Origin of the sequence: Vibrio xiamenensis, from assembly GCF_900100015.1 — a bacterium.
In the GTDB taxonomy this organism is placed as follows: domain Bacteria; phylum Pseudomonadota; class Gammaproteobacteria; order Enterobacterales; family Vibrionaceae; genus Vibrio; species Vibrio xiamenensis.
Window position 1 is genome coordinate 42,448 of the sequence record NZ_FNDD01000002.1, and the last position, 21,916, is coordinate 64,363.

The window sequence follows — 21,916 nt, forward strand, 5'->3', positions numbered from 1 at the left end:
CACATGATTTAAATAGATCATAACTTTAAGACAAGGAACGCTTATGTCGCAAGACAAACAAACCAAGTTAATCACCGCTGGTCGCGATAAGAAATGGACCAACGGCGTGGTTAACCCTCCCGTACAAAGAGCCTCGACTGTGGTGTTTGATACCGTAGCAGATAAGAACTACGCCACCATCAATCGCGCGAACAAAACCTTGTTCTATGGCCGTCGAGGCACCACCACCCATTTTGCTCTACAAGATGCAATGACCGAAATCGAAGGCGGCGCAGGATGCGCCCTGTACCCATGTGGTACGGCCGCGATTTCAAACAGCATTTTGGCGTTTGTTGAAACTGGCGATCATATCTTGATGGTCGATACCTGTTACGAGCCAACGCGCGATTTTTGCGAAAAAATCCTTAAAAAGATGGGCATAGAGACCACCTATTACGAGCCAACTATTGGCGCTGGGATTGCGGATCTGATTCAACCCAACACCAAATTACTGTTCTGTGAATCGCCAGGCTCGATCACCATGGAAGTGCAAGACATTCCGACCTTGTCGCGTATCGCCCATGAAAACGACATCATCGTAATGCTAGATAACACTTGGGCCGCGGGCGTCAACTTCTCACCATTTGAACACGGCGTTGATATCTCCATTCAAGCCGCGACCAAATATATTGTTGGCCACTCTGATGTCATGCTTGGCACGGCTGTGGCGTGCAGCGAATATTGGGATCAACTGCGAGAACAGAGCTACTTGATGGGTCAATGCATCTCACCAGATGACGCCTATTTGGGCCTGCGCGGTCTACGCACGTTAGATTTGCGCTTAAAACAGCACGCAGAGAGCAGTTTGAAAGTGGCCAAATGGCTGCAAACCCGCCCAGAAGTGGATCATGTTCGTCACCCTGCGCTTGAAAGTTGCCCCGGCCATGAGTTTTTTGCCCGCGATTTTACCGGCGGTAACGGTCTGTTCTCATTTGTACTCAAAACCAGCGAACCTCGCGCGACCACAGCCCTGCTTGATGGTATGACACACTTTAGTATGGGTTACTCATGGGGTGGATTTGAAAGCCTGATTTTGGCGAACGAGCCGAAGAGCTTCAACAGTTTGAGAACGGTTGCCAATCCAGGTTTTGAAGGTACTTTAATTCGCCTACATATCGGCTTAGAAAATGTGGATGACCTAATCGCGGATTTGGAAGCCGGCCTTAGTCGCTATAACTCTATGGTGCTTGAGAAAGCCGCCAGCGAAGAGTAATTTCCGGTCAGCCAATCCTAAAAAGTCTGCGTAATGCAGACTTTTTTATTGCTCTCAAAAAGCTATTTTACAAACGCTCAATTGAGCTTTTTACTGCAACCCACCAGGTGGTCGTCAACCATGCCCATCGCCTGCATAAATGAATAGCAGATGGTTTCACCGACAAATTTAAAGCCACGTTTTTTGAGAAATTTACTCATTGCCTTGGAAATATCCGTCGACACGGGCACTTGCTCCATGCTTTGCCAATGATTGACAATCGGCTTATGGTCAACAAACTGCCACAGCGCGTTTGAAAGCGAACCAAACTCCTGCTGCAAGGCTAATGCGGCGCGAGCATTACTAAATACCGAAGCAATTTTGCCGCGATGTTTCACCACATCAAAGTTGTCGATGATCGCCTCGACATCTTGCAGTTGCTTTTGTGCTAATCGGATCAAGTCGTAGTTATCAAACGCCGCGCGATACCCTTCACGTTTTTTTAAAATCGTTATCCAACTTAAACCCGCCTGCGCCCCTTCAAGGGTAATGAATTCAAACAGCACCTGATCATCGTAAACCGCCACACCCCATTCGCGGTCGTGATAGTCTTTTTCGAGTGGATGCTTCAACGCCCAAGCGCACGTCATATCGGTGGTCATCATTTCCTCACTTTTCGGGCAAAAAAATACGCTGTAAATTCACGACAGCGTATCATCCTTTGGGCATGAGTGTATTCGCTAGCGGTCATAAAGTCGCGCGTTGAATAGACTAAAGATTTTTAAATTCTCGGTTAACCTTGAACGATTCCGAGGTCACGTAAGCTTCCATATTCTTAATTTTATTTTCAATGCTGCCAAAATCGCGCTCAAGCGTCGCCAACAGTTCACTCACGCCCTGACCTGACTGCCACGGCTTATTTTTCAGCGTGTGTTCACGAGTCGATTGAACATTATCACGATAGTTCTGCGGCGTTTTTTCCAACATCAGCGTCATGGCAAAATACACCAACACAACTAAAAAGCTGCCGCCAAGTAGAAAGGCAGAAATCACCAGTATGCGCACCACCCAGACTTCCATGCCGAAGTAATTCGCTAGCCCCGCACACACACCAGCAATTTTGCCATTAACCGGATCGCGATATAAATCACTCATAACGGTTTCTCCAACTTGGTGACTCCGCATCTAAAATACGCTCAAGTGTTTCTAGGCGAGTTTGTAAGCCGCGCGCTTTTTCCGTCAGCATATGAATGCGTTCGTGATCATCACTCGACAAGTTATTACTCATTTTTCGTTTGCTACGGTAATGAAGAATAAGCCAAAGCGGCGCCACAAAAATCAGGAATACGATCAGTGGACCAGAAAACAAAACCGAAGACATCATAGTTAGCTCCTGTAAAAGACAAAGCCGCTAGGCCGCGGCCTTGTCTAAATAGATAAGAAATTGAATAGACTCTATTTACTACTGTTTATTTTCCATTTCTGCTTTCAGCTTGGCGAGCTCTTTTTCAATTTCGTCTTGTGCTTGCAGCTCAGCAAATTCTTGTTCTAAAGATTTGCCTTCAGAACTGGCGGAATAGAGATCCGCTTCCGCTTCAAGCTCATCAATTTTACGTGAATACTGCTCAAACTTTGCCATTGCTTCGCTGGTGCGAGCGGTATGCAGATGCTTTTGTACATCGCGGCGATTCGACGCAGCTTGATTACGAATGGCCAGCGCTTGTTGCTTAGCGCGTGTTTCAGTAATTTTGCTCTCAAGCTTAGTAATCTCACCAGTGAGCTTTTCGATGGTTTCTTCGACCAGCGTTTGCTCGGTACGCAGACCTTTCAATACATCTTGCAACTTTTGTTTTTCAATCAGCGCTGCACGAGCGAGATCTTCACGTTGCTTGGCCAAGGCTAGCGTGGCTTTGTTTTGCCACTCATTGACTTGCGATTCAATGCTGTCGACTTTACGAGATAACTCTTTTTTATCGGCAATCGCTTTGGCCGAATTGGTGCGAACTTCCACCAAGGTGTCTTCCATCTCTTGAATGATCAGGCGAATCATTTTTTCTGGGTCTTCCGCTTTATCCAGCAGAGCGCTGATGTTGGAATTTACAATATCGGTGAATCGAGAAAAGATGCCCATGTGACACTCCTTAACTAAGATAAACAATCAAGCGCAAAAACTCGCTCAGTTGCTATAGGTATATCAACAAGCGTGCCAAAAATATAATCCTTAAAAATCAAAATGTTATAAAAATGGTACTTGTATAAAACTCTCAACCATGATGAATTTAACCAACTATTGGCGAAATTCACCAACTGGACAACCTCGATGGAACAAAATTTAATCGGTCAGTCGCCGGCATTCCTCAGCGTGCTGGATAAAGTGTCGAAATTGGCGGCAATTGACCGCCCAGTATTGATCATCGGCGAACGCGGTACTGGTAAAGAACTGATTGCGCAGCGCCTGCACTATTTATCCAAACGCTGGGATCAGCCGTTAGTGTCATTAAACTGCGCAACCTTAAGTGAAGGATTGATCGACTCCGAGCTGTTTGGTCACGAATCGGGGGCGTTTACCGGCTCACGCGGTCAACACAAAGGTCGTTTTGAACGCGCGGAAAACGGCACCTTGTTTCTTGACGAGCTCGCCACGGCGCCGCTGTTGGTACAAGAAAAGCTGCTGCGAGTGATAGAATACGGGCAATATGAACGTGTCGGCGGCGATAAACTTCTCAGCGCCAATGTCCGTTTGGTTTGTGCGACCAATGCCGATTTGCCGCAAATGGCTCAAGACGGCGAGTTTCGCGCCGATTTGCTCGACCGTTTAGCCTTTGACGTGGTGCACTTGCCGCCGCTTCGTCAGCGCCAACAAGACATTCTGCTGCTTGCCGAGCACTACGCGATCAAAATGTGCCGTGAAATCGGTTTAAGTTACTTTGTCGGCTTTACCACCCATGCTCAGCAAGCCCTGCTCGACTATCCGTGGCCCGGCAATGTCCGCGAGCTGAAAAATGTCGTGGAACGTGCGATTTATCAGCACGGCTTTAACGAACAAGCGATTGATAGCCTGCAGTTCAACCCGTTTGCAGCGGATGGGCAGAGCGAACAACCATCTGACGACAGCATTGAGCCATCCACAATATCGCCAAACAGTGAAGAACCTACTAGTAAATTTCACTTTCCTATTGATTACAAAACCTGGCAGGCAGACCAAGACATTGCTGTGCTGACCGCTGCAATGGAGCACGCCAAATTTAATCAACGCAAAGCGGCTGAAATAATGGGTTTGAGCTACCATCAATTTCGCGGAATGATTAGAAAGTATCAACTCTCTAACCTATCTTAAACTAAAAGGTTTTACTGTTTTTCATTTGGTCTGTAATAGCAAAAATGGTAAATTACACGGATCCACAGACATCGGGGAAAAACGCCCTGTCTTGTTTATCAACATTGAGCTCTCTATGAAGGCTTTAGCACAACTGACACTAGGTTTAATTAGTCTCAGCTTACTTGCTGGGTGTGGCAAAGACATTGACCACTCCAAAATCAAACAAACAGGGTTTGTCTATTGCGGACAAGCGGGACCAGAAACCTTTAATCCACAGTTGGTGGATAGTGGTATCACCTCGGAAACGTTGAGTCCTCAACTTTACGATACGCTGCTCACCCTTGATCCAAGCAGCTATCAACCGATCGCCAATTTGGCGACCCATTGGTCGGTCAATGATGCCGGCACGGAATACACTTTCCATTTGCGCAGCGGCGTTGAGTTTCATCATACCGCGTGGTTCACCCCAACACGTCCGCTTAACGCAAGCGATGTGGTGTTTAGCTTTGATCGCATCATCAATGAAAACAACCCTTATCACGACGTTGGCGGTAACCGTTACCCTTGGTTTTATGGCATCGATTTTCAGAATTTAGTCACCAAAGTCGAAGCGCTGTCAGACTCCGAGGTGAAGTTTACTTTGAGCCGCCCCGACAACAGTTTCTTGTCCAATATCGCCACCAGCCATGCGGTAATTTTGTCTGAAGAGTACGCCAATCAACTGGAAATCAGCGACGATAAGGCCAAGATCGACACTCAGCCAGTGGGGACTGGGCCGTTTTATCTTGAAGATTACCAAGTTAATGATTTGATTCGCCTAAAGCGCCACGATTTATATTGGAAGGCGCCTGCACTAATGAAACAGGTGGTGTTTGACATTTCTCACCGTGGCACAGGCACACTCGCGAAATTACTACGCAATGAGTGCGACGTTTTAAGCTCGCCGATTTCGAGCCAGATTCCGATCATCGAAGCGAGCAAAAATATTGAGCTCACCGCCAAGCCAACCATGAATGTGTCGTTTATCGCCGTCAATACCAAACACCCGGCGCTCAACGACGTCCGTGTTCGCAAAGCGCTCAACTACGCCATCAACCGTCAAAACATTCTCGATTCTGTCTATTACGGTACTGGCACACAAGCGTATTCCCTGCTGCCACCGGATTCTTGGGCTTACCAAAAAGACAACACGCAAATTCGTTACGATCGTAACTACGCCATCGCACTGCTGCGTGAAGCCGGGTTTGATAAAGGCTTGTCGCTCACCATGTCAGTGCCACTTGAACCGCGTTCTTACAACCCAAGCCCACGTAAAACCGCAGAGTTGATTCAATCCAATTTTGCCGATATCGGTGTGCGTTTGAGAATTATCACCGACGACCGTTTTGACCGCCAGCAAGCGGTGCAAAGCGACAGCGACTTGTATCTGACCGGTTGGATTGCCGATACCGGCGACCCAGATAACTTTTTGCGACCGCTGCTCTCTTGTTACTCACACAGTGCTGGCGTTAATATTGCAGGATGGTGTAACCCAGATTTTGATTTCTTGCTCGATCTCGCTTTGGAAGTCGATAAAATGCGTTACCGAATTAACTTATACAAGCAGGCACAAAACATTCTCAATGAGACGTTTCCAGTGATACCACTTAGCCACGGAATGCAATTTCGCGCTCACACTAAAACGCTGAAAGGTTTTCGCGTCAGTCCGTTTAATGCTCAGCCGTTTGATCTTGTCGAGAGGGTGAAATAGATGGTTCTGTATTCAATTCGACGTTTTAATCTCTTTATCATCACCTTGCTGATTTTAACCATGGTCGGCTTCAGTTTAGTGCGCCTAGACCCAACTTCTCATTGGAGCGATTTGGGCTTTTGGCAAGGCTGGTCAACCTATGTCGGCGAGTTGCTGCACCTCAATTTCGGCGTCAACAAAAATGGTGTCGCGGTGATCGAAGAGCTCAAAGTGGTGTTCCCGGCAACGCTTGAGCTATGTTTGATCGCATTTGTGCTATCGCTGCTAATAGGCATTCCACTTGGTACCATGGCGGGAATGCGCCAAGGAAAATGGACCGACAACATTATTTCGTTTATCTCGATGTCTGGTTATTCAGCGCCGATTTTTTGGGTCGCGCTGATGATGATCATGTTGTTTTCACTAAAGTTTCAAGTTTTTCCCGTGTCTGGACGCTACAACTTACTGTATGACTTTAAACACGTGACAGGCTTTTCTATCATCGACGCGTTTTTGTCCCAGGGCGAATATCGTGCCCACGCACTGAAAAGCGTGCTTGAACACATCATGCTGCCCTGCTTTGTGCTTGCCCTTACGCCAACCACTCAAGTGATTGGCCAAATGCGCACCGCCGTTGCCGAAGTGATGCGTCAAAACTACATTCGCGCGGCGCGCATCAAAGGTTTATCGACTTACGAAATCGTCACCCAGCATGTGCTGCGAAACGCCATTCCCCCCATCATTCCAAAAATCGGCGTACAGCTATCGACGATGTTGACGCTGGCGATTGTCACCGAATCGATTTTCAACTGGCCAGGCATTGGCCGCTGGCTTTTGGACGCCTTGTCTAATCAAGATTACGTTTCAATTCAAGCTGGAGTGATTGTGGTTGCCAGTTTGGTGTTGACTGCCAATATTCTCTCAGATCTTATCGGCGCGATGATCAACCCGCTCGTCAGGAAGGAATGGTATGCTAACAAATAGTGTTTATCAGGAAGAGCACATTCCGACTCAGTTTGAACGCTTTTGGCGCAGCTATCGTGCCAACAGTATGGCTATGTTTGCGCTGTGGTGCTTGGTACTGATTGTGTTGATTACCCTTACCGCGCCGTGGATTGCCCCTAATGATCCGCAAATGCAAACCGGCGAACTGCTGCTACCGCCATCCTGGAACCCAGCGGGAACCGTGGACTACTTTCTTGGCACCGATGATTTAGGCCGCGACATCTTATCGCGCCTGATTGATGGCTCGCGATTAACCTTTGGCTACGCGGTGGTGATTTCCGCTATTGCCGCGATGATCGGCTGTATTATCGGTATTTTTGCGGGCATGACCAAAGGTTTACTATCCAGCACCCTGAACCATTTGCTTGATACTGTCATGTCAATTCCGTCGCTGCTGCTAGCGATCATTTTTGTCGCCTTTTTAGGCTTTGGCGAATTCAATATCTTACTCGCCATTGGTCTTGCTTTGATTCCACGCTTTATTCGTTCCGTGTACCTTGCAGTGCATCGCGAAGTGGAAAAAGATTACATCATGGCGGCGCGTTTGGACGGTGCTAACGATTTCTACCTATTGTGGAACTCGATTCTGCCCAATATTCTCGTGGTTATCGCCTCTGAAATTACTATGGCGCTGACTATCGCGATTTTAGACATTACCGCGCTCGGCTTTTTGGGCCTTGGCGCTCAAGCGCCAAGTACCGAATGGGGCGCCATTTTAGGCGACTCGGTAGAACTGATTTACTTAGCGCCTTGGACGGTAACCCTACCCGGCCTTGCCATTATGTTTACCGTTATCATTATTAACTTAGTCGGCGAAGGCGTTCGACGCGCACTCAACGCAGGTACTGAATAATGGCTCTTTTAGATATTCGCCATCTGACGATAGAGATCGAAACGCCGCAAGGTTTGATGAAGGCTGTTGACCGCATGAGCCTGACCATGACCGAAGGTGAAATTCGCGGTTTGGTGGGCGAGTCCGGCTCTGGAAAAAGTTTGGTGGCCAAAGCCATCGTTGGGGTTATGAAAGATAACTGGCGCGTGTCGGCAGACCGCATGCGCCTTGGCAATATTGATCTTTTACAACTCACGCCTCGTGAACGGCGCCGCGTCATTGCGCGTGATATCGCGATGATTTTCCAAGAGCCATCAACCTGTTTGGACCCTTCCGAAGAAGTGGGTCGTCAGCTTATCGAATCGATCCCCTCACGGGCATTTGAAGGCAAATGGTGGCAGCGTTTTAAATGGCGCCGTAAACAAGCGAAAGGTTTGCTGCACAAAGTCGGTATTAAAGATCACCGCCGAGTAATGAAAAGCTACCCGTATGAACTGACCGACGGTGAGTGTCAAAAAGTGATGATCGCGATGGCGATCGCCGCCAAGCCGAAATTGCTGATTGCCGATGAGCCAACCAATGACTTGGACCCGATCACCCAGTCGCAAATTCTGCGCTTGTTAAGTCGTATGAATCAGATCAACAACACCACTATCATGTTGATTGGCCACGACTTAACCACGATTACTCAGTGGGCGAACCGTATTACAGTGATGTATTGCGGCCAATCGGTGGAATCGGCCGACACCAAGAAAATCATGACCAAGCCGAAGCACCCGTACACTGCGGCACTACTCAAAGCGATGCCGGATTTTGATGACAAGATTCCGCACAAGCAGAAACTGCAGTCTTTGCCAGGCTCCATTCCACCACTTCAGCATTTACCTATTGGTTGTCGTCTGGGTCCGCGCTGTCCATATGCGCAAAGACAATGCGTTGAAATTCCGCGTACCCAACGAATCAAAAATCACAAATTTGCGTGCCATTTTCCGCTCAATACAGAAAAGAAAACCTTAGACAAAAAGCCGCTGGAGAAAAAATTGGCCGACAAAAAAGTGGATAAAGCTTTGATGGAGAAACGCGCATGAGCTCGTTGCTAGAAGTTGCCGGTCTTAGCAAAGACTTTGTCACGCGCCCAGGCTTGTTTCGCAAACAGATTCACCATGCGGTGAAACCAGTCAATTTTACCCTTGAAGCCGGTCAAACCATTGGTTTTATGGGTCAAAATGGCTCGGGAAAATCCACTCTGGCGCGCATGCTGGCGGGTGTGGTTGAACCCACTTCCGGTGAAATTCGCGTCAATGGCGAGTTGTTGGAGCATCAAGACTATTCGACTCGCTGCAAGCTGATTAGAATGATCTTTCAAGACCCAAACACTTCACTCAATCCGCGAATTCAAATCGGGCGTATTTTAGAAGGCCCACTGATTCGAAACACCAGCATGAGCCCAGAAGCGCGCACCAAACGGGTGAAAGAAACGCTGCTGCGCGTCGGTTTGCTGCCTGAGCACGCCTACTTCTATCCGCAAATGTTGGCAACCGGTCAGAAGCAGCGGGTCTGTTTGGCCAGAGCACTGATTCTACAGCCGTCGATCATCGTTGCCGATGAAGCGCTCAACGGTTTGGACATGGCGATGCGTTCGCAGATTTTAAACCTATTCTTAGAACTTCAAGAAGAGATGGGCGTATCGTTTGTCTACGTTTCGCAACATATTGGCGTAATTAAACACATCACCGATAAAGTGATTGTGATGCACGAAGGTGAAGTCGTCGAAGCCGGCCCGACCCAAGATGTGCTCGCCAACCCAAGCCACCCTATTACACAGCGAATGATCGATAGCCACTTTAATAAAGCGCCACTGGTCAAATAAGTTGCGGTTAAACACCATAAGCCCAAGCCCATTGCTTGGGCTTTTTTATTGGCTAAATTTCATCCACATGCCGCAACTTGATGCAGATGTCAATTCAGCCAATTGAGCGACTTTTATTGAAGTGTGATTGAGACAAGAATTTCGTTACGCCCTATCACTGATTTTGTGAACCAATTGTCCTTTCTAGTTAACAACCGTTCTCAGCTAATAATATTAGTAATAATATTATGGACAACAATAATACCTCATAAAAACCCTACACAAGAATCAGACAAGGAAGAACCTATGGCTTCATCGATTGAGATCAAAAATCTAACCAAAGCGTTTGATGGCTCAAAGGTTTTAGACGATATCACCTTCCATATTAATGAACGAGAATTCATCGTTTTCCTTGGCCCATCGGGCTGTGGAAAATCCACTTTACTGCGCATGATCGCAGGCCTTGAAAACCTCAGCGACGGCGAAATCTGGATGGACGGCAAACGTCTCGATACGCTGGCACCGGGCAGTCGCAATATCTCAATGGTTTTCCAAAGCTACGCACTCTACCCGCACATGACAGTGGAAGAAAACATGACCTTTGGTCTAAAAAACATAGGGACAGAAAAAGCAGTGATCAATAAACGTGTCGCCGAAGCGTCACGTATCCTAGAAATAGAACATTTACTCAAACGTAAGCCAGCAGAATTGTCGGGGGGTCAACGTCAACGTGTTGCAATTGGCCGCGCCATCGTCCGTGAGCCAAGCGCGTTCCTATTTGATGAGCCGCTGTCTAACCTTGACGCCGCGCTACGAAGCCGCACTCGTATCGAATTGGCTCAGCTTCACCAACGCGTTAACGCAACCATGATCTACGTTACCCACGATCAGGTTGAAGCAATGACACTGGCTGACCGCATCGTTGTGCTCAACCAAACCAAGATTGAACAAATTGGCACGCCAATTGAAATTTATCAGCGTCCAGCAAGTAAATTTGTCGCGGGGTTTGTCGGTTCGCCAGCGATGAACTTCCTTGCCGTTGAGCGTTTAGATGTGCAGCACCAACGCGCGGTGCTCACTGTGGCCAATTTCGAACCTCTAGCCACCACCATTCATGCCGACAGTTTGCCGCTCAATGACCAATTTGAAATGGGCATTCGTGCTGAAGATCTCTATGTCACAGAGGCTGACGCTCGCTGCCATGCGACCGGTATCGTTAATTTCATTGAACGTCTTGGCGATCGTACTTTGGTGTATGTGGAACTGGCAAATGGTCAAATGCTGATTGCCGAAGCGAGCAGTAAAGAGCACATCGAAATCAACCAAGCCATCGGCTTAAATGTTGACCTTGAATCCATTCACCTATTTGATTCCAAAGAAAAAGCTTATCACGGGGGTGCGCTATGATTCAGCCAGCCGCCTCCGCCAAAGAGCGCTGGGGGAATTTTTTATTCGTCACCCCCTATTTGATCGTGTTTGTCACCATGATCGTGATTCCGCTGATCTGGGGCATCCATTTAAGCTTTCAAAAAGTCGACCTGTTTGGTCCAGGGAAATTTGTTGGCTTAAGTAACTACGAACGCCTGTTCAGCAATAAAATCTTTCTTCAGACCGTTTGGAACACGTGTTATTTCGTGCTGTTTACCGTGCCGATTCTGGTGCTTATCGGGCTATTTTTAGCCTTGGCGCTCAATCAGCAAACTCGCGTTGCTAACGTACTGCGCGGCATTTTCTTCGCTTCCACTATCTTGTCGGTCACTGTGGTGACGCTTATCTGGCGAATCATTTTCATCCCCAATGATGGCTTCATGGCGATGGTGTTTCAGTGGTTTAACTTGCAGCCGATTCCGTTCTTATCGAGCCCCGATTGGTCTTTGCACTCGATTGGTATTGCCACGATTTGGTGGTGTTTGGGTTTGCCGATGATTCTGTTTACGGCGGCGTTGCAACAAATTCCAAAAGAGCTGTATGAAGCCGCTGCGCTGGACAATGCCAGTAAGTGGACCACGTTCAGACGCATCACCTTGCCGTCTATCACGCGCACTATCATTTTGGTCACCATCATTGAAATCGTGATGCAATTCCAACTGTTTGGCCAGGCGCTGTTGATGACCAACGGTGGACCAAACAACTCATCACGCTCAATCGTCATGTTCATTTATGACGCTGGCTTCCGTCGTTGGGATATTGGTATGGCGGCCGCGGCATCACAAGTGCTGTTTTTGATTATTCTCCTCGCCGCACTGGCCCAATTCGCCATCAGCCGTAAGAAAGGATAAGGATTATGAGTGAAATGAGAATCTCCTCAACCCAAGGTATGGCGCAAACATCGTCCAGTAATCGCCAGCAAGAAACCTATCAGCCCAACGCGCAAAAGACCACCAAAGCGATTTTGTGGCTCACTATTGTGCTGTCTTTCATCATGCTGGCACCATTTTTATGGATGGTTGGCCTGAGTTTGAAAGACAACCAGGAGCTGATGCTAGGCACTGACGCGGTATTCCAGTTCCCTTACACATTGCAAAACTATATCGATATTTTCCACAACTCAGCGGTATTCCAATGGTTGTTGAACAGCATCGTCGTATCCGGCTCAATGACACTGGGGGTACTTGTACTATCGTCATTAGCCGGGTACGCGTTCGCCCGCTTGGACTTTCCATTTAAGAAAACCCTGTTTGTGATTGTATTGATGGGCCTTGCGGTACCAGAGCAAGCAGTGATCATTGCGCGCCACCAACTATTTAGCGAGTTCCAGCTGCACAATACCTATTTAGGCCTTGTGCTACCTGGTTTATCTGCGCCGTTTGGGGTGTTTTTGATGACGCAGTTTTTCAAAGCCATTCCGAAAGAAATTGATGAAGCGGCGATCATGGATAACGCCTCGAAATTCAAAATCTTTTGGAAAGTGCTGTTGCCACTGACAGTTCCCGCGCAGGCAACCTTAGCGATTTTAACGTTTTTAACCTCGTGGAATGACTACTTCTGGCCGCTGATTTCGGCGACCGATAAGTCGATGTACACCATCACCATCGGGATTGCTTCGTCGCAAACCAACTTTGCACAAAGTGAAGGCTTGGGCTTTTTGAGCTCGCAAGCGATTTTCTCAGCAATTCCAATTATTTTGGTTTACATCTTTTTCCAAAAACACATTGTTACTGCCGTTGCCGGCGGCGCAGTGAAACAGTAACCGCAAGGAAACTGGACCCGCAGTCGCGGCGCTATGTCGCGACTGCAAACAACAACCAAAGCAAAACATAAATAACCCAAACGTGAACTGCCTATCTGCTCAACCTAGGGTCAATAGGCAAACCCCAACGATAACAAAAGGCTTTGCTATGAAAACCTACTTATCCACTCTGTCATTAGCCATAGGCTGCTTGGTCTCTGCGACCGCAGTTCAGGCTAAAACCGAATTGAACATACAGCGCTTTTTTGGCGCGTGTGAAGCGGAGTACGGTCAGTCAACTGACGTCAGTTCCGCTTCCGGCGAGTGTGGCATCATGACCACCCTGCTGAATAAATTTGATAAAGAAAACCCCGATATCGAGGTTCACGTTTCCACCGTGGAATGGCCGGGATACGATCAGCTCACCGCGCAAATGGCTTCTCGCACGCCGCCAGATGTCGTCACTATGCACAACTCGGTGATTTCCGACTACCAATCACGTAATTTGATTGTGCCGATCGACCAATTCTTAGCTCAAGAGAAAATCGATAAATCGACCTTCACACCAACCGCAACCAACGGTGTGACTCGTGATGGTCAATTTTACGGCTTGCCAATCGATACTTGGACCATGTTATTCCACATCAATATGGACTTGATGAAACAAGCCAAATTGGTCGATGATGCCGGTAAACCGATTTTGCCAAGCTCACCAGATGAGTTGCTACAACAGGCAGAGCAATTTAAAAAAGCCACCGGTAAACCGTATTTCATTCAAATTTTGTCCAATGAAACCGCGGCGTATGCGCGCATGTTCTACACCTACATGTTCCAGCAAAACAGCCACTTCTTTGATGACCCAAGTAAAGTTTCCCTCAACACTCCAGAGGCAAAAAACATCGTTAATCTGTTTAAGCAAATTTACGATCAAAACTTGACCACCAAAAACATGGACTACCCGGCAACGGTTTCAGCGTTCAGTAACGCCAAAGGCGGCATTTTGCTCAACGGTAACTGGTTATTAGGTACCTACGAAGAGCAATCGCACCAACAAAGCAGCCCGCTTTACAACAACTACCAAGTCGCGCCTTACCCATACCTGTTTGATGGTGCAAAAGCGCACTACGTGGATGGCCACTCTTGGGTAGTACCAAACCAACGCCGCTCAGACGAAAAAGATGCAGCGATTGCAAAACTATTTAAATTCTTTGCAGACAATGACATAGAATGGTCTCGTACCGGTCACTTACCAAGTGTCGCCAGTGTATTGAAAGATCCAGCATTCCTTTCCCTGCCTCATCGTGAAGACATTTTGTCGATCACTCAGACAGGTCGAGGTTTGCCAGCTGGCGTGAAACGTCAATGGGCTGTTCAAGACATCATTGGTGAAGAGTTGGCAGCGGCAATCACTGGCAATAAGTCCGTCGATGACGCGCTGGCGGATGCCGAGCATCGTATTAACGATATGTTAAGCAACCTCTAATCACTTATTTATCCATCGCTAATAGAAGTAGAGCTATGCGCAAGAAAAAAGTCACTATGTTAGATATCGCGACCGCTGTTGGGGTGTCACAACCGACTGTGTCGATCATTTTAAATGGTTCCGACAGCGTGAAAATATCGCAAGAAACACAAGACAAAGTGATCAGCAAAGCCAAAGAGCTGGGCTATAAATTGCGCACTAACGTGTATCACGCCAAGTCGCATCGGCGCATCGCTCTACTGGTTAACAGCATGAACATGCATGACCCGTTTATTAATGCCATCAGTTCGGCAAAAGTGCGGGCATGGGAACTTGATACCCTGTTAGTGGTGTATGACTACGAAGACAACGACGAGCTCAAAGCGAGCATGCTTGATAGCATATTGAACGGTAATTTTGATGCATTAATTTATGCTCTGAACACCCCCGCTCAAGTCGATGATGCATTGCCAACCAGTTTGCCTGTGCTACTGCTCAACTGCACAAACCCAGCTTATCAGCAGCAAATTCCAAGTGTCGTGACATCGGATTTTCTCGGCGGTTATCGCGCCGCTCAGCACCTGATTGACCGTGGCTACTCTGATATTGCCATGATCACCGGGGAAAGCTGGTCTGACTCTTCGATTCAACGCCTTAAAGGGTTTCGCCAAGCAATGACCAACGCCGATTTACCACTTCGCGAGGAGTGGATAAAACCGGGTAACTGGTCAGTCAAACAGAGTTATCTTGAGACCGAGTCTTTACTTGAATCTCACCCACGACCTGACGCCATTTTTTGCGCCAGTGACTTGATGGCGCTCGGCGCGTATCAGGCGATTTCTCATCGTCATCTCTGTATTCCAGACGATATCGCCATTATCGGCTACGACAACCAGTTGCTCGCCAGCCAGCTGACACCATCACTCTCGTCTGTTGACCTGCCCTACGATGAAATGGGCCGCGTCGCCGTCGAGACTTTGTTATCACCGACACCGCCAGACATTCTAATGATGAAAATCGAAGGCGATCTGGTACCAAGAGAATCTACCTGAGTACCTCAATACCTAAGTGTCGACCCTTTTTTACCAAAAATGAACAACCATGATTTCATGGCTAGGAGCCCCAATGCGTTTAACCAACCCATTAATTGAACAACGTGCCGATCCTTTTGTGTACTTGCACAGTGATGGTTATTACTACTTCACCGCCTCAGTACCCGAGTACGATCGCTTAGAGCTGCGCCGTGCAAAAGCGCTAGCTGAGTTGGCCACCAGCAATGAAATTGTTGATGTTTGGCATAAACCCGATACGGGTGCGTATTCCGATTTGATCTGGGCACCAGAAATTCACTACATCGACGGTACTTGGGCCATCTATTTTGCCGCTGCGCCCAACCGTGAAATCGTCAATAATGCCTTTCAGCACCGTATGTACGCGATTACCACCACGGCAGAAAACCCGCTAACGGGCACTTGGAGCGAACCGACTCAAGTCGACAGCGGTCTGTCGAGTTTTTGCTTGGACGCCACTTGCTACAAACATAATGACCAGTGGTATTACATCTGGGCGCAAAAAGATGCCGTCATTGAAGGTAATTCATGCCTGTACATCGCAACGATGGACTCGCCAACCACCCTATCCAGTGCGCCAGTGTTGCTGACAAAACCGGAATTTGATTGGGAAGTGCGCGGATTTTTGGTCAACGAAGGTCCTGCGATTTTACATCGCCACGGACGCATCTATCTGACCTATTCTGCCAGTGCTACCGATGAACGTTACTGTATGGGACTGTTGTCGATTGATGAGAACGCCGATTTACTTGATGCCAGCGCATGGCATAAATCGCCGCAGCCCATCTTTGTGACCGATGAAGAGAAAAAGATTTACGGCCCAGGCCATAACAGCTTTACCACCAGTAAAGATGGCAGCCGCGACTATATGATTTATCACGCGCGCAATTACAAAGGCATTGAAGGCGATCCACTATGGGATCCAAACCGTCATGCGTGTATTCAGCCCATTGAATGGAGCGAGCAAGGCGAACCGATTTTTGGCACGCCGCAAAACCACGTTGAGTTTAGCGAGTAATCGAGGGCAAGCAGACACAAAAAAGGGGCCAATGGCCCCTTTTTTAATCGATTTAACGCTAAATCAGATTACCTTTCATTAACTGGGTGTTGCGCTTAAGCAAGCTCAGTTTGCAGCCAAGGCCAGCCTTGTTTCTTACGACTCAGAGTGTTTTCCATCATCAGCATGCCATTTTGCTGGTGTTTCTCGAGCTTGGCGGCCCACTCACCTTTGTAAAGCAAACGTGTTTGCGCGGTGGTAATGTCCGTTAGCATAACCGCGGCAAACGCTAAACCGTCTTGCTCACAGCGGCGTTCAAGGTCGGCTTCCAGCGCTTCAATCATGCCATCAACCTGCTCAAGAGTTGCCAATTCAACTTGGCCCACGACCACGTCACGACCGTTAAACGGGTATGCTTTGAGGTCTTTTTCAACCAGTTCAGCCGCGCTTAACCCTTCGATATTGGTTTTCGCAATTAGCAGCGCTTTAATGAAAGCGTCAAGGTCAGCCACTTCAGCAATTGACTTCAACTCTTCAACGGCCGCTTTGTCTTTATCAGTACAGGTTGGCGAAGCAAAACCGACGGTGTCTGACAAAATTGCCGACATCATTAACTTAGCAAGCGCAGGTGTGATTGGCGCGTGTTCCATCTTGAACAGATTAAACAAAATGGTGCTGGTACAGCCCACTGGCCAAATCCAAGCTTCAAGCGGGTTTACTGTCATGATATCGCCAAGACGGTGATGGTCGACAATACCAAGAATTTCGGCATCTTTAATATCGTCCGGCGCTTGCGCCACATCGCTGTAATCCACCAGCCAAACTTGTTGACCCGCGACACTGGTCGATAGTTCAGGCTGATCAACACCCGCAATTTCAAGAATGTGTTGAGTTTCACGGTTAATTTCGCCTTGGCGAACCGCTTTGGCTTCAAGACCGCGCGCTTTAAGTAGCTCAGCCGCTACTAAGGCACTACAAATGCTATCACTATCTGGGTTTTTATGACCGACAACTGAAATCATTGTTTTTCCTAATTTGCTTACCTAAACACCTACTAACTGTAGGATTATTAAGTGCGCTACTTTACCTGATTTAAAAAATTTGTCATGGCTTACAAAAAAGAATTGTCGAGATTATATTTTATTGAAAATAATTCTCATTAGCATAAACTTGATAATGGTTATCACTATGAATCAGGACAACGATGGACGCCTTAAAGTTATCGCGATCACTTCCTCCATGGCTGTGCGTATCTCAATTTAAATTGGCGCATAAGCGCCTATTACTGCCAGTGGCACTGTTGGCGCTACTTGCAGCGCCTATCACTCGTGACGTCACCGTGAACACACTCTCTGATGCATTTTGGGCGGTATCGAGTTATGTCGCGTTTACCTTGGCGCTGTATCACTATATTGCGCTGTTTTTTACCAAGCGTAACGCAGCAGTCGAACTGTATCTCAACTCCCGCCACTACCAAGTGGTGTTCGCCGCTTTACTTGGCGCACTACCCGGCTGTGGCGGCGCGATTATCGTCACCACCCAATTTGTCAGTGGCAAAGTGGGCTTTGGCGCGATTGTCGCCGTATTAACCGCCACCATGGGTGACGCCGCATTTCTGCTGCTTGCCAGCAAACCAAGTGTTGGGCTTGGCGTAATTGCGCTTGGAGTGATAGTCGGCTGTATCAGTGGTTGGGTAGTAAACATCATTCATAGCGATGATTTTATGCGCCCAAGTCACAGTTCATTGCCCGAGCGTTGTACTGGTGAAGACTCCTCCCCTGTTGAAAGTCGCGCGATCAATCTGCAAGGTCGATTCTGGAAATGGTTGATTATTCCTGCCACCATTATTGCGTTTTTAGGATCATTTCAAATCGATATTAACCAATTGCTGAGCCTGCCTGAAATGAGCATTGAATGGATCGGGTGCATTTGTATCATCACCAGCATGCTGCTGTGGTCGTTGACCAAAGAGATCAAAAATTATCAATCCACCGTATCTGAAGATGACAAACCTGTTGCGTCACATCCACTGCAACGGGCTGCTCAAGACACTAATTTTGTCACCGCTTGGGTCATCATCGCATTTATGTTATTTGAACTGACCCGCCACTTTGGCCACCTTGATATGGGCAACATGTTTAACGGCCTAGGTGTCTGGATGCCACTGATGGGCGTCGTGGTTGGCTTATTGCCCGGCTGCGGGCCGCAAATTCTGGTCACCAGTTTTTACCTCACTGGCGCAGCGCCAATGTCAGCGCAGCTTGCCAATGCGATTTCTAATGATGGTGATGCCCTATTCCCGGCTATCGCCATGGCGCCAAAAGCGGCGTTGGTCGCCACCATTTACACTTCGATCCCGGCACTGATTGTCGGCTACAGCTATTACGCATTATTTGAGATGTAATCGACGCCTCGCCCAACTCATATTAAGCACGTGACCAATATTCCCCACACGACACATAAGAGCGGCTAACTCGCCGTTCTTTTTTTGCGCAGATTTTCAGCCGCTAAGAATAAAATTTTACTGTGTCTCGGATTTCATAGACGCCGTAGCGATAAGCTCATACTATTGTTTTATCGCTCGGTTGTTCGCTAGGCTTTTGATAATGAAACACAATAAAATTTTAATTCTTTACGCTCACCCTTCACCTCATCGCAGTGAAGTGAATAAACCTATGATAAGAGCAGCAAAGAAAATCGCCGGCGTCACTGTGGTCGATCTCTATTACGAATACCCCAATTTCGACATCGATATTGATAAAGAGCAGCAACGCCTGCGCGACCACGACGTGATCATTTTTCAATTTCCACTCTACTGGTATTCCACTCCATCGATTCTAAAAGAGTGGCAAGACTTAGTGCTTGAGTACGGCTTTGCATACGGCAGTGAAGGCACGGCGCTACACGGTAAACCTATGCTGTGCGTATTGAGCGCCGGTGGAAAAGAGCAAGCCTACGATCTCAACGGACTCAACCACTTTACTATTCGCCAGTTACTGGCGCCGATTGAACAGATGGCCAATCTTACCGGTATGCGTTATTTACCGCCATTTACGCTATTCAATGCTCGTACGGCTTATGAGGAGAGGCGCATCCCTGAGCACTTAAAGCAATACAAACGTCTGCTCCATGCATTGGTAGAAAATCGCTTGGATATCGAACAAGCGGCGCCGCTCACGTTGCTCACTCACAAGCTCGATGATTTGATCGCCGCCAAGGAGGACTAAGATGACCGGTTACTTTATTCAAACTTTCATCTACCTGCTGGCGGCGGTAATCGCGGTGCCGTTAGCCAAACGCTTTGGCCTCGGCTCAGTCCTAGGTTATCTGGTTGCGGGTGTGGTGATCGGCCCTATTATTGGCATCGTTGGCGAAGAAGCGGCCACGATTCAACATTTTGCTGAATTTGGCGTAGTCATGATGCTGTTTTTGGTTGGCTTAGAGCTTGACCCAAAACATTTGTGGGCGATGCGTAATCGTTTAATGGGTCTTGGCGGATTACAAGTCTTGCTCTCGACGGCTGCCGTCATGGTGATTGGTGAATTTTTCGGTTTAAGTTGGAGCATCGCCCTAACCGTTGGTCTGATATTTTCACTATCATCAACCGCCATCGTACTGCAGACCTTTAATGAAAAGCGCTTAACCAAAACCATCGGCGGTCAAAACGCCTTTTCAGTGCTGTTATTTCAAGATATCGCGGTCATCCCGATGCTGGCGTTTATTCCTCTGTTAGCCATTCCCGAGTTGGTGGCCAGCAGCGAAACTTTAGCTGCTAGCGCCGAGCATCACAGCGATCTGAGCTTAGTGGCTGACCTGCCGGGTTGGGCTTACGGCTTAGTGCTGACTGGCTCGATCGCGGCGATTGTGATTGGCGGACACTACTTGAGCCGACCACTGCTGCGCTTTGTGGCCAGCTCAGGCGTTCGTGAAATCTTTACCGCCACCGCGCTGATGTTGGTGGTCGGCATTGCAGCGCTGATGAGCTTAGTGGGGCTATCCCCGGCGCTGGGCACTTTCCTCGCCGGGGTTGTGCTTGCCAACAGTGAATTTCGCCACGAGCTCGAGTCCAATATCGAGCCATTTAAAGGTTTATTACTTGGGCTGTTTTTTATCACCGTCGGCGCGAATATTCAGTTCAGCGTGTTATTTGGCGAGTTTTTTACCATTCTCGGTTTAACCCTGATCGTCATGTTGCTTAAAGCGCTGGTACTGCTGGCACTGAGCTTTATCTTTGGCATCAAACAGAGCGATCGGTGGTTGCTGGCGCTGAGCCTAGCACAAGCTGGTGAGTTTGGTTTTGTGCTGCTGACCTTCTCGGTACAAAATCATGTATTGCCAAGTGATTTGGCGCAAACTCTCTCGCTGGTCGTGGCGCTTTCGATGTTCCTGACGCCGCTGCTGTTTATTGTGTTTGAAAAGGTCATCATGCCGCGTTTTGTCGCCGCATCCAATGAGCGGGAAACCGACGAGATAGACGAAAAAGGCGCAGTGATTATCGCCGGAGTTGGTCGTTTCGGTCAGATCGTCAACCGCATGTTAGTCGCTAATGGCATTAAAACCGTGGTACTCGACCACCAAGCTTCGCAAATCGATAACCTGCGACGTATCAATATCAAAGCCTATTTTGGCGATGCGACGCGACCTGATTTGCTGCATCAAGCAGGCATCGAGGAAGCGGCCATGGTGGTGGTTGCCATCGACAGCCGGGAAAAAAGCATCGAGCTGGTGCAATATCTCAAACACGCCCATCCTCACGTAACAGTGTTGGCGCGGGCGTTTGACCGCGGCCACAGCTATCGACTGCGTCAAGCAGGCGCAGATTTTATCGAACTGGAAACCTATCACTCTGCTATGGAAGTGGGGGCAATCGCGATGCGCCGTCTGGGTCACCATCCATTTGCGGTAGAAAAACAAAAAATCGCTTACAAGCGGGTTGAAAAAGCTTCATCGGATGAACTATATCGCGCTTGGCTTGGTGAAGCTGGCTCTGAACCACGCTTTGATAACAACTTTATTAAGCTGTTTATCGAACTGGAAGAGCGGCTGAAAAACGAAATGTCCTACGAGCACACCGAGCAGCACTCTCGCACCGAAAGGGGCTGGGCTCCGCCGCCCAAAGGCTATGCCGATAAACTCGACGATCCAACTCTCGAGTCCAAACCGCAAAGCGACTGAGTTGTAAGCCAATCGCCATAAAAAAACAGCCCCAATTGGGGCTGCTTTTTTATCTATGAGTTGAGCGAAAAGCCGTTT

21 protein-coding genes are annotated in these 21,916 nt (G+C 48.1%); 16 read left to right on the top strand and 5 right to left on the bottom strand.

Annotated elements, in window-relative coordinates; all coding sequences use genetic code 11:
- Nucleotides 1-43: 43 nt before the first annotated feature.
- Nucleotides 44-1,252 (top strand): cystathionine beta-lyase, encoded by a 1,209-nt coding sequence (locus BLS03_RS01865; RefSeq protein ID WP_093268879.1) that lies wholly within the window; start codon nucleotides 44-46, stop codon nucleotides 1,250-1,252.
- A gap of 77 nt (nucleotides 1,253-1,329) precedes the next feature.
- Here the strand turns inward: BLS03_RS01865 and BLS03_RS01870 are convergent, their stop codons facing one another.
- The 4 genes from BLS03_RS01870 to pspA form a co-directional block, all read right to left on the bottom strand.
- Entirely contained in the window at nucleotides 1,330-1,896 is a 567-nt protein-coding gene (locus tag BLS03_RS01870; RefSeq protein ID WP_425445091.1) for a DNA-3-methyladenine glycosylase I, read from the bottom strand.
- Between the two features lie 106 nt (nucleotides 1,897-2,002).
- Nucleotides 2,003-2,416 carry an envelope stress response membrane protein PspC gene (gene pspC / locus BLS03_RS01875; RefSeq protein WP_093268884.1) on the bottom strand — a complete coding sequence of 138 codons (414 nt, stop codon included), beginning with the start codon at nucleotides 2,414-2,416 and terminating at the stop codon, nucleotides 2,003-2,005.
- Complete coding sequence (gene pspB, locus BLS03_RS01880) at nucleotides 2,379-2,612, bottom strand: envelope stress response membrane protein PspB (protein WP_093269560.1); 234 nt, start codon at nucleotides 2,610-2,612, stop codon at nucleotides 2,379-2,381. Before pspB ends, pspC begins: the two co-directional genes overlap by 38 nt.
- An 81-nt stretch (nucleotides 2,613-2,693) precedes the next feature.
- Nucleotides 2,694-3,362 (bottom strand): phage shock protein PspA, encoded by a 669-nt coding sequence (gene pspA / locus BLS03_RS01885; RefSeq protein ID WP_093268887.1) that lies wholly within the window; start codon nucleotides 3,360-3,362, stop codon nucleotides 2,694-2,696.
- Nucleotides 3,363-3,551: 189 nt separating this feature from the next.
- Here pspA and pspF point away from each other — a divergent pair, with 189 nt between their 5' ends.
- From pspF to BLS03_RS01945, 12 genes are all read left to right on the top strand, one after another.
- Nucleotides 3,552-4,568: a phage shock protein operon transcriptional activator gene (gene pspF / locus BLS03_RS01890; protein ID WP_093269562.1), complete on the top strand. Its 1,017-nt coding sequence runs from the start codon at nucleotides 3,552-3,554 to the stop codon at nucleotides 4,566-4,568.
- 115 nt (nucleotides 4,569-4,683) lie between these two features.
- On the top strand, nucleotides 4,684-6,300 hold the full coding sequence (gene sapA / locus BLS03_RS01895) for an ABC transporter substrate-binding protein SapA (RefSeq protein WP_093268889.1): 1,617 nt from the start codon (nucleotides 4,684-4,686) through the stop codon (nucleotides 6,298-6,300).
- Nucleotides 6,301-7,263: an ABC transporter permease gene (locus BLS03_RS01900; protein ID WP_093268892.1), complete on the top strand. Its 963-nt coding sequence runs from the start codon at nucleotides 6,301-6,303 to the stop codon at nucleotides 7,261-7,263. It abuts the gene before it with no gap.
- Nucleotides 7,250-8,137, top strand: a complete 888-nt coding sequence (locus tag BLS03_RS01905) for an ABC transporter permease subunit (RefSeq protein ID WP_093268894.1) — start codon at nucleotides 7,250-7,252, stop codon at nucleotides 8,135-8,137. Before BLS03_RS01900 ends, BLS03_RS01905 begins: the two co-directional genes overlap by 14 nt.
- On the top strand, nucleotides 8,137-9,204 hold the full coding sequence (locus tag BLS03_RS01910; RefSeq protein ID WP_245696541.1) for a peptide ABC transporter ATP-binding protein: 1,068 nt from the start codon (nucleotides 8,137-8,139) through the stop codon (nucleotides 9,202-9,204). The genes BLS03_RS01905 and BLS03_RS01910 overlap by 1 nt, the downstream gene beginning before the upstream one ends.
- On the top strand, nucleotides 9,201-9,986 hold the full coding sequence (locus BLS03_RS01915) for a peptide ABC transporter ATP-binding protein (protein ID WP_093268896.1): 786 nt from the start codon (nucleotides 9,201-9,203) through the stop codon (nucleotides 9,984-9,986). Before BLS03_RS01910 ends, BLS03_RS01915 begins: the two co-directional genes overlap by 4 nt.
- 285 nt (nucleotides 9,987-10,271) lie before the next feature.
- On the top strand, nucleotides 10,272-11,372 hold the full coding sequence (locus BLS03_RS01920) for an ABC transporter ATP-binding protein (RefSeq protein ID WP_093268898.1): 1,101 nt from the start codon (nucleotides 10,272-10,274) through the stop codon (nucleotides 11,370-11,372).
- Entirely contained in the window at nucleotides 11,369-12,244 is an 876-nt protein-coding gene (locus BLS03_RS01925) for a carbohydrate ABC transporter permease (RefSeq protein ID WP_093268900.1), read from the top strand. The genes BLS03_RS01920 and BLS03_RS01925 overlap by 4 nt, the downstream gene beginning before the upstream one ends.
- 5 nt (nucleotides 12,245-12,249) lie before the next feature.
- A complete protein-coding gene (locus BLS03_RS01930) occupies nucleotides 12,250-13,155 on the top strand; it encodes a carbohydrate ABC transporter permease (protein ID WP_093268902.1) in 906 nt (301 codons plus the stop codon).
- Between the two features lie 148 nt (nucleotides 13,156-13,303).
- Complete coding sequence (locus BLS03_RS01935; RefSeq protein ID WP_093268904.1) at nucleotides 13,304-14,617, top strand: extracellular solute-binding protein; 1,314 nt, start codon at nucleotides 13,304-13,306, stop codon at nucleotides 14,615-14,617.
- A 35-nt stretch (nucleotides 14,618-14,652) separates the two neighbouring features.
- Complete coding sequence (locus tag BLS03_RS01940; RefSeq protein WP_093268906.1) at nucleotides 14,653-15,648, top strand: LacI family DNA-binding transcriptional regulator; 996 nt, start codon at nucleotides 14,653-14,655, stop codon at nucleotides 15,646-15,648.
- Nucleotides 15,649-15,721: 73 nt separating this feature from the next.
- Nucleotides 15,722-16,684, top strand: coding sequence for a glycoside hydrolase family 43 protein (locus BLS03_RS01945; RefSeq protein WP_093268909.1), 963 nt, complete (start codon nucleotides 15,722-15,724; stop codon nucleotides 16,682-16,684).
- 95 nt (nucleotides 16,685-16,779) lie between these two features.
- Here the strand turns inward: BLS03_RS01945 and BLS03_RS01950 are convergent, their stop codons facing one another.
- A complete protein-coding gene (locus tag BLS03_RS01950) occupies nucleotides 16,780-17,685 on the bottom strand; it encodes a manganese-dependent inorganic pyrophosphatase (protein WP_093268912.1) in 906 nt (301 codons plus the stop codon).
- 182 nt (nucleotides 17,686-17,867) lie between these two features.
- Between BLS03_RS01950 and BLS03_RS01955 the strand changes: the two genes are divergently transcribed.
- From BLS03_RS01955 to BLS03_RS01965, 3 genes are all read left to right on the top strand, one after another.
- Nucleotides 17,868-19,067 carry a putative manganese transporter gene (locus BLS03_RS01955; protein ID WP_093268915.1) on the top strand — a complete coding sequence of 400 codons (1,200 nt, stop codon included), beginning with the start codon at nucleotides 17,868-17,870 and terminating at the stop codon, nucleotides 19,065-19,067.
- Nucleotides 19,068-19,269: 202 nt separating this feature from the next.
- Entirely contained in the window at nucleotides 19,270-19,890 is a 621-nt protein-coding gene (locus BLS03_RS01960) for an NAD(P)H-dependent oxidoreductase (RefSeq protein WP_093268918.1), read from the top strand.
- 1 nt (nucleotide 19,891) lies between these two features.
- Nucleotides 19,892-21,838, top strand: a complete 1,947-nt coding sequence (locus BLS03_RS01965; protein ID WP_093268921.1) for a monovalent cation:proton antiporter-2 (CPA2) family protein — start codon at nucleotides 19,892-19,894, stop codon at nucleotides 21,836-21,838.
- Nucleotides 21,839-21,916 lie beyond the last annotated feature (78 nt).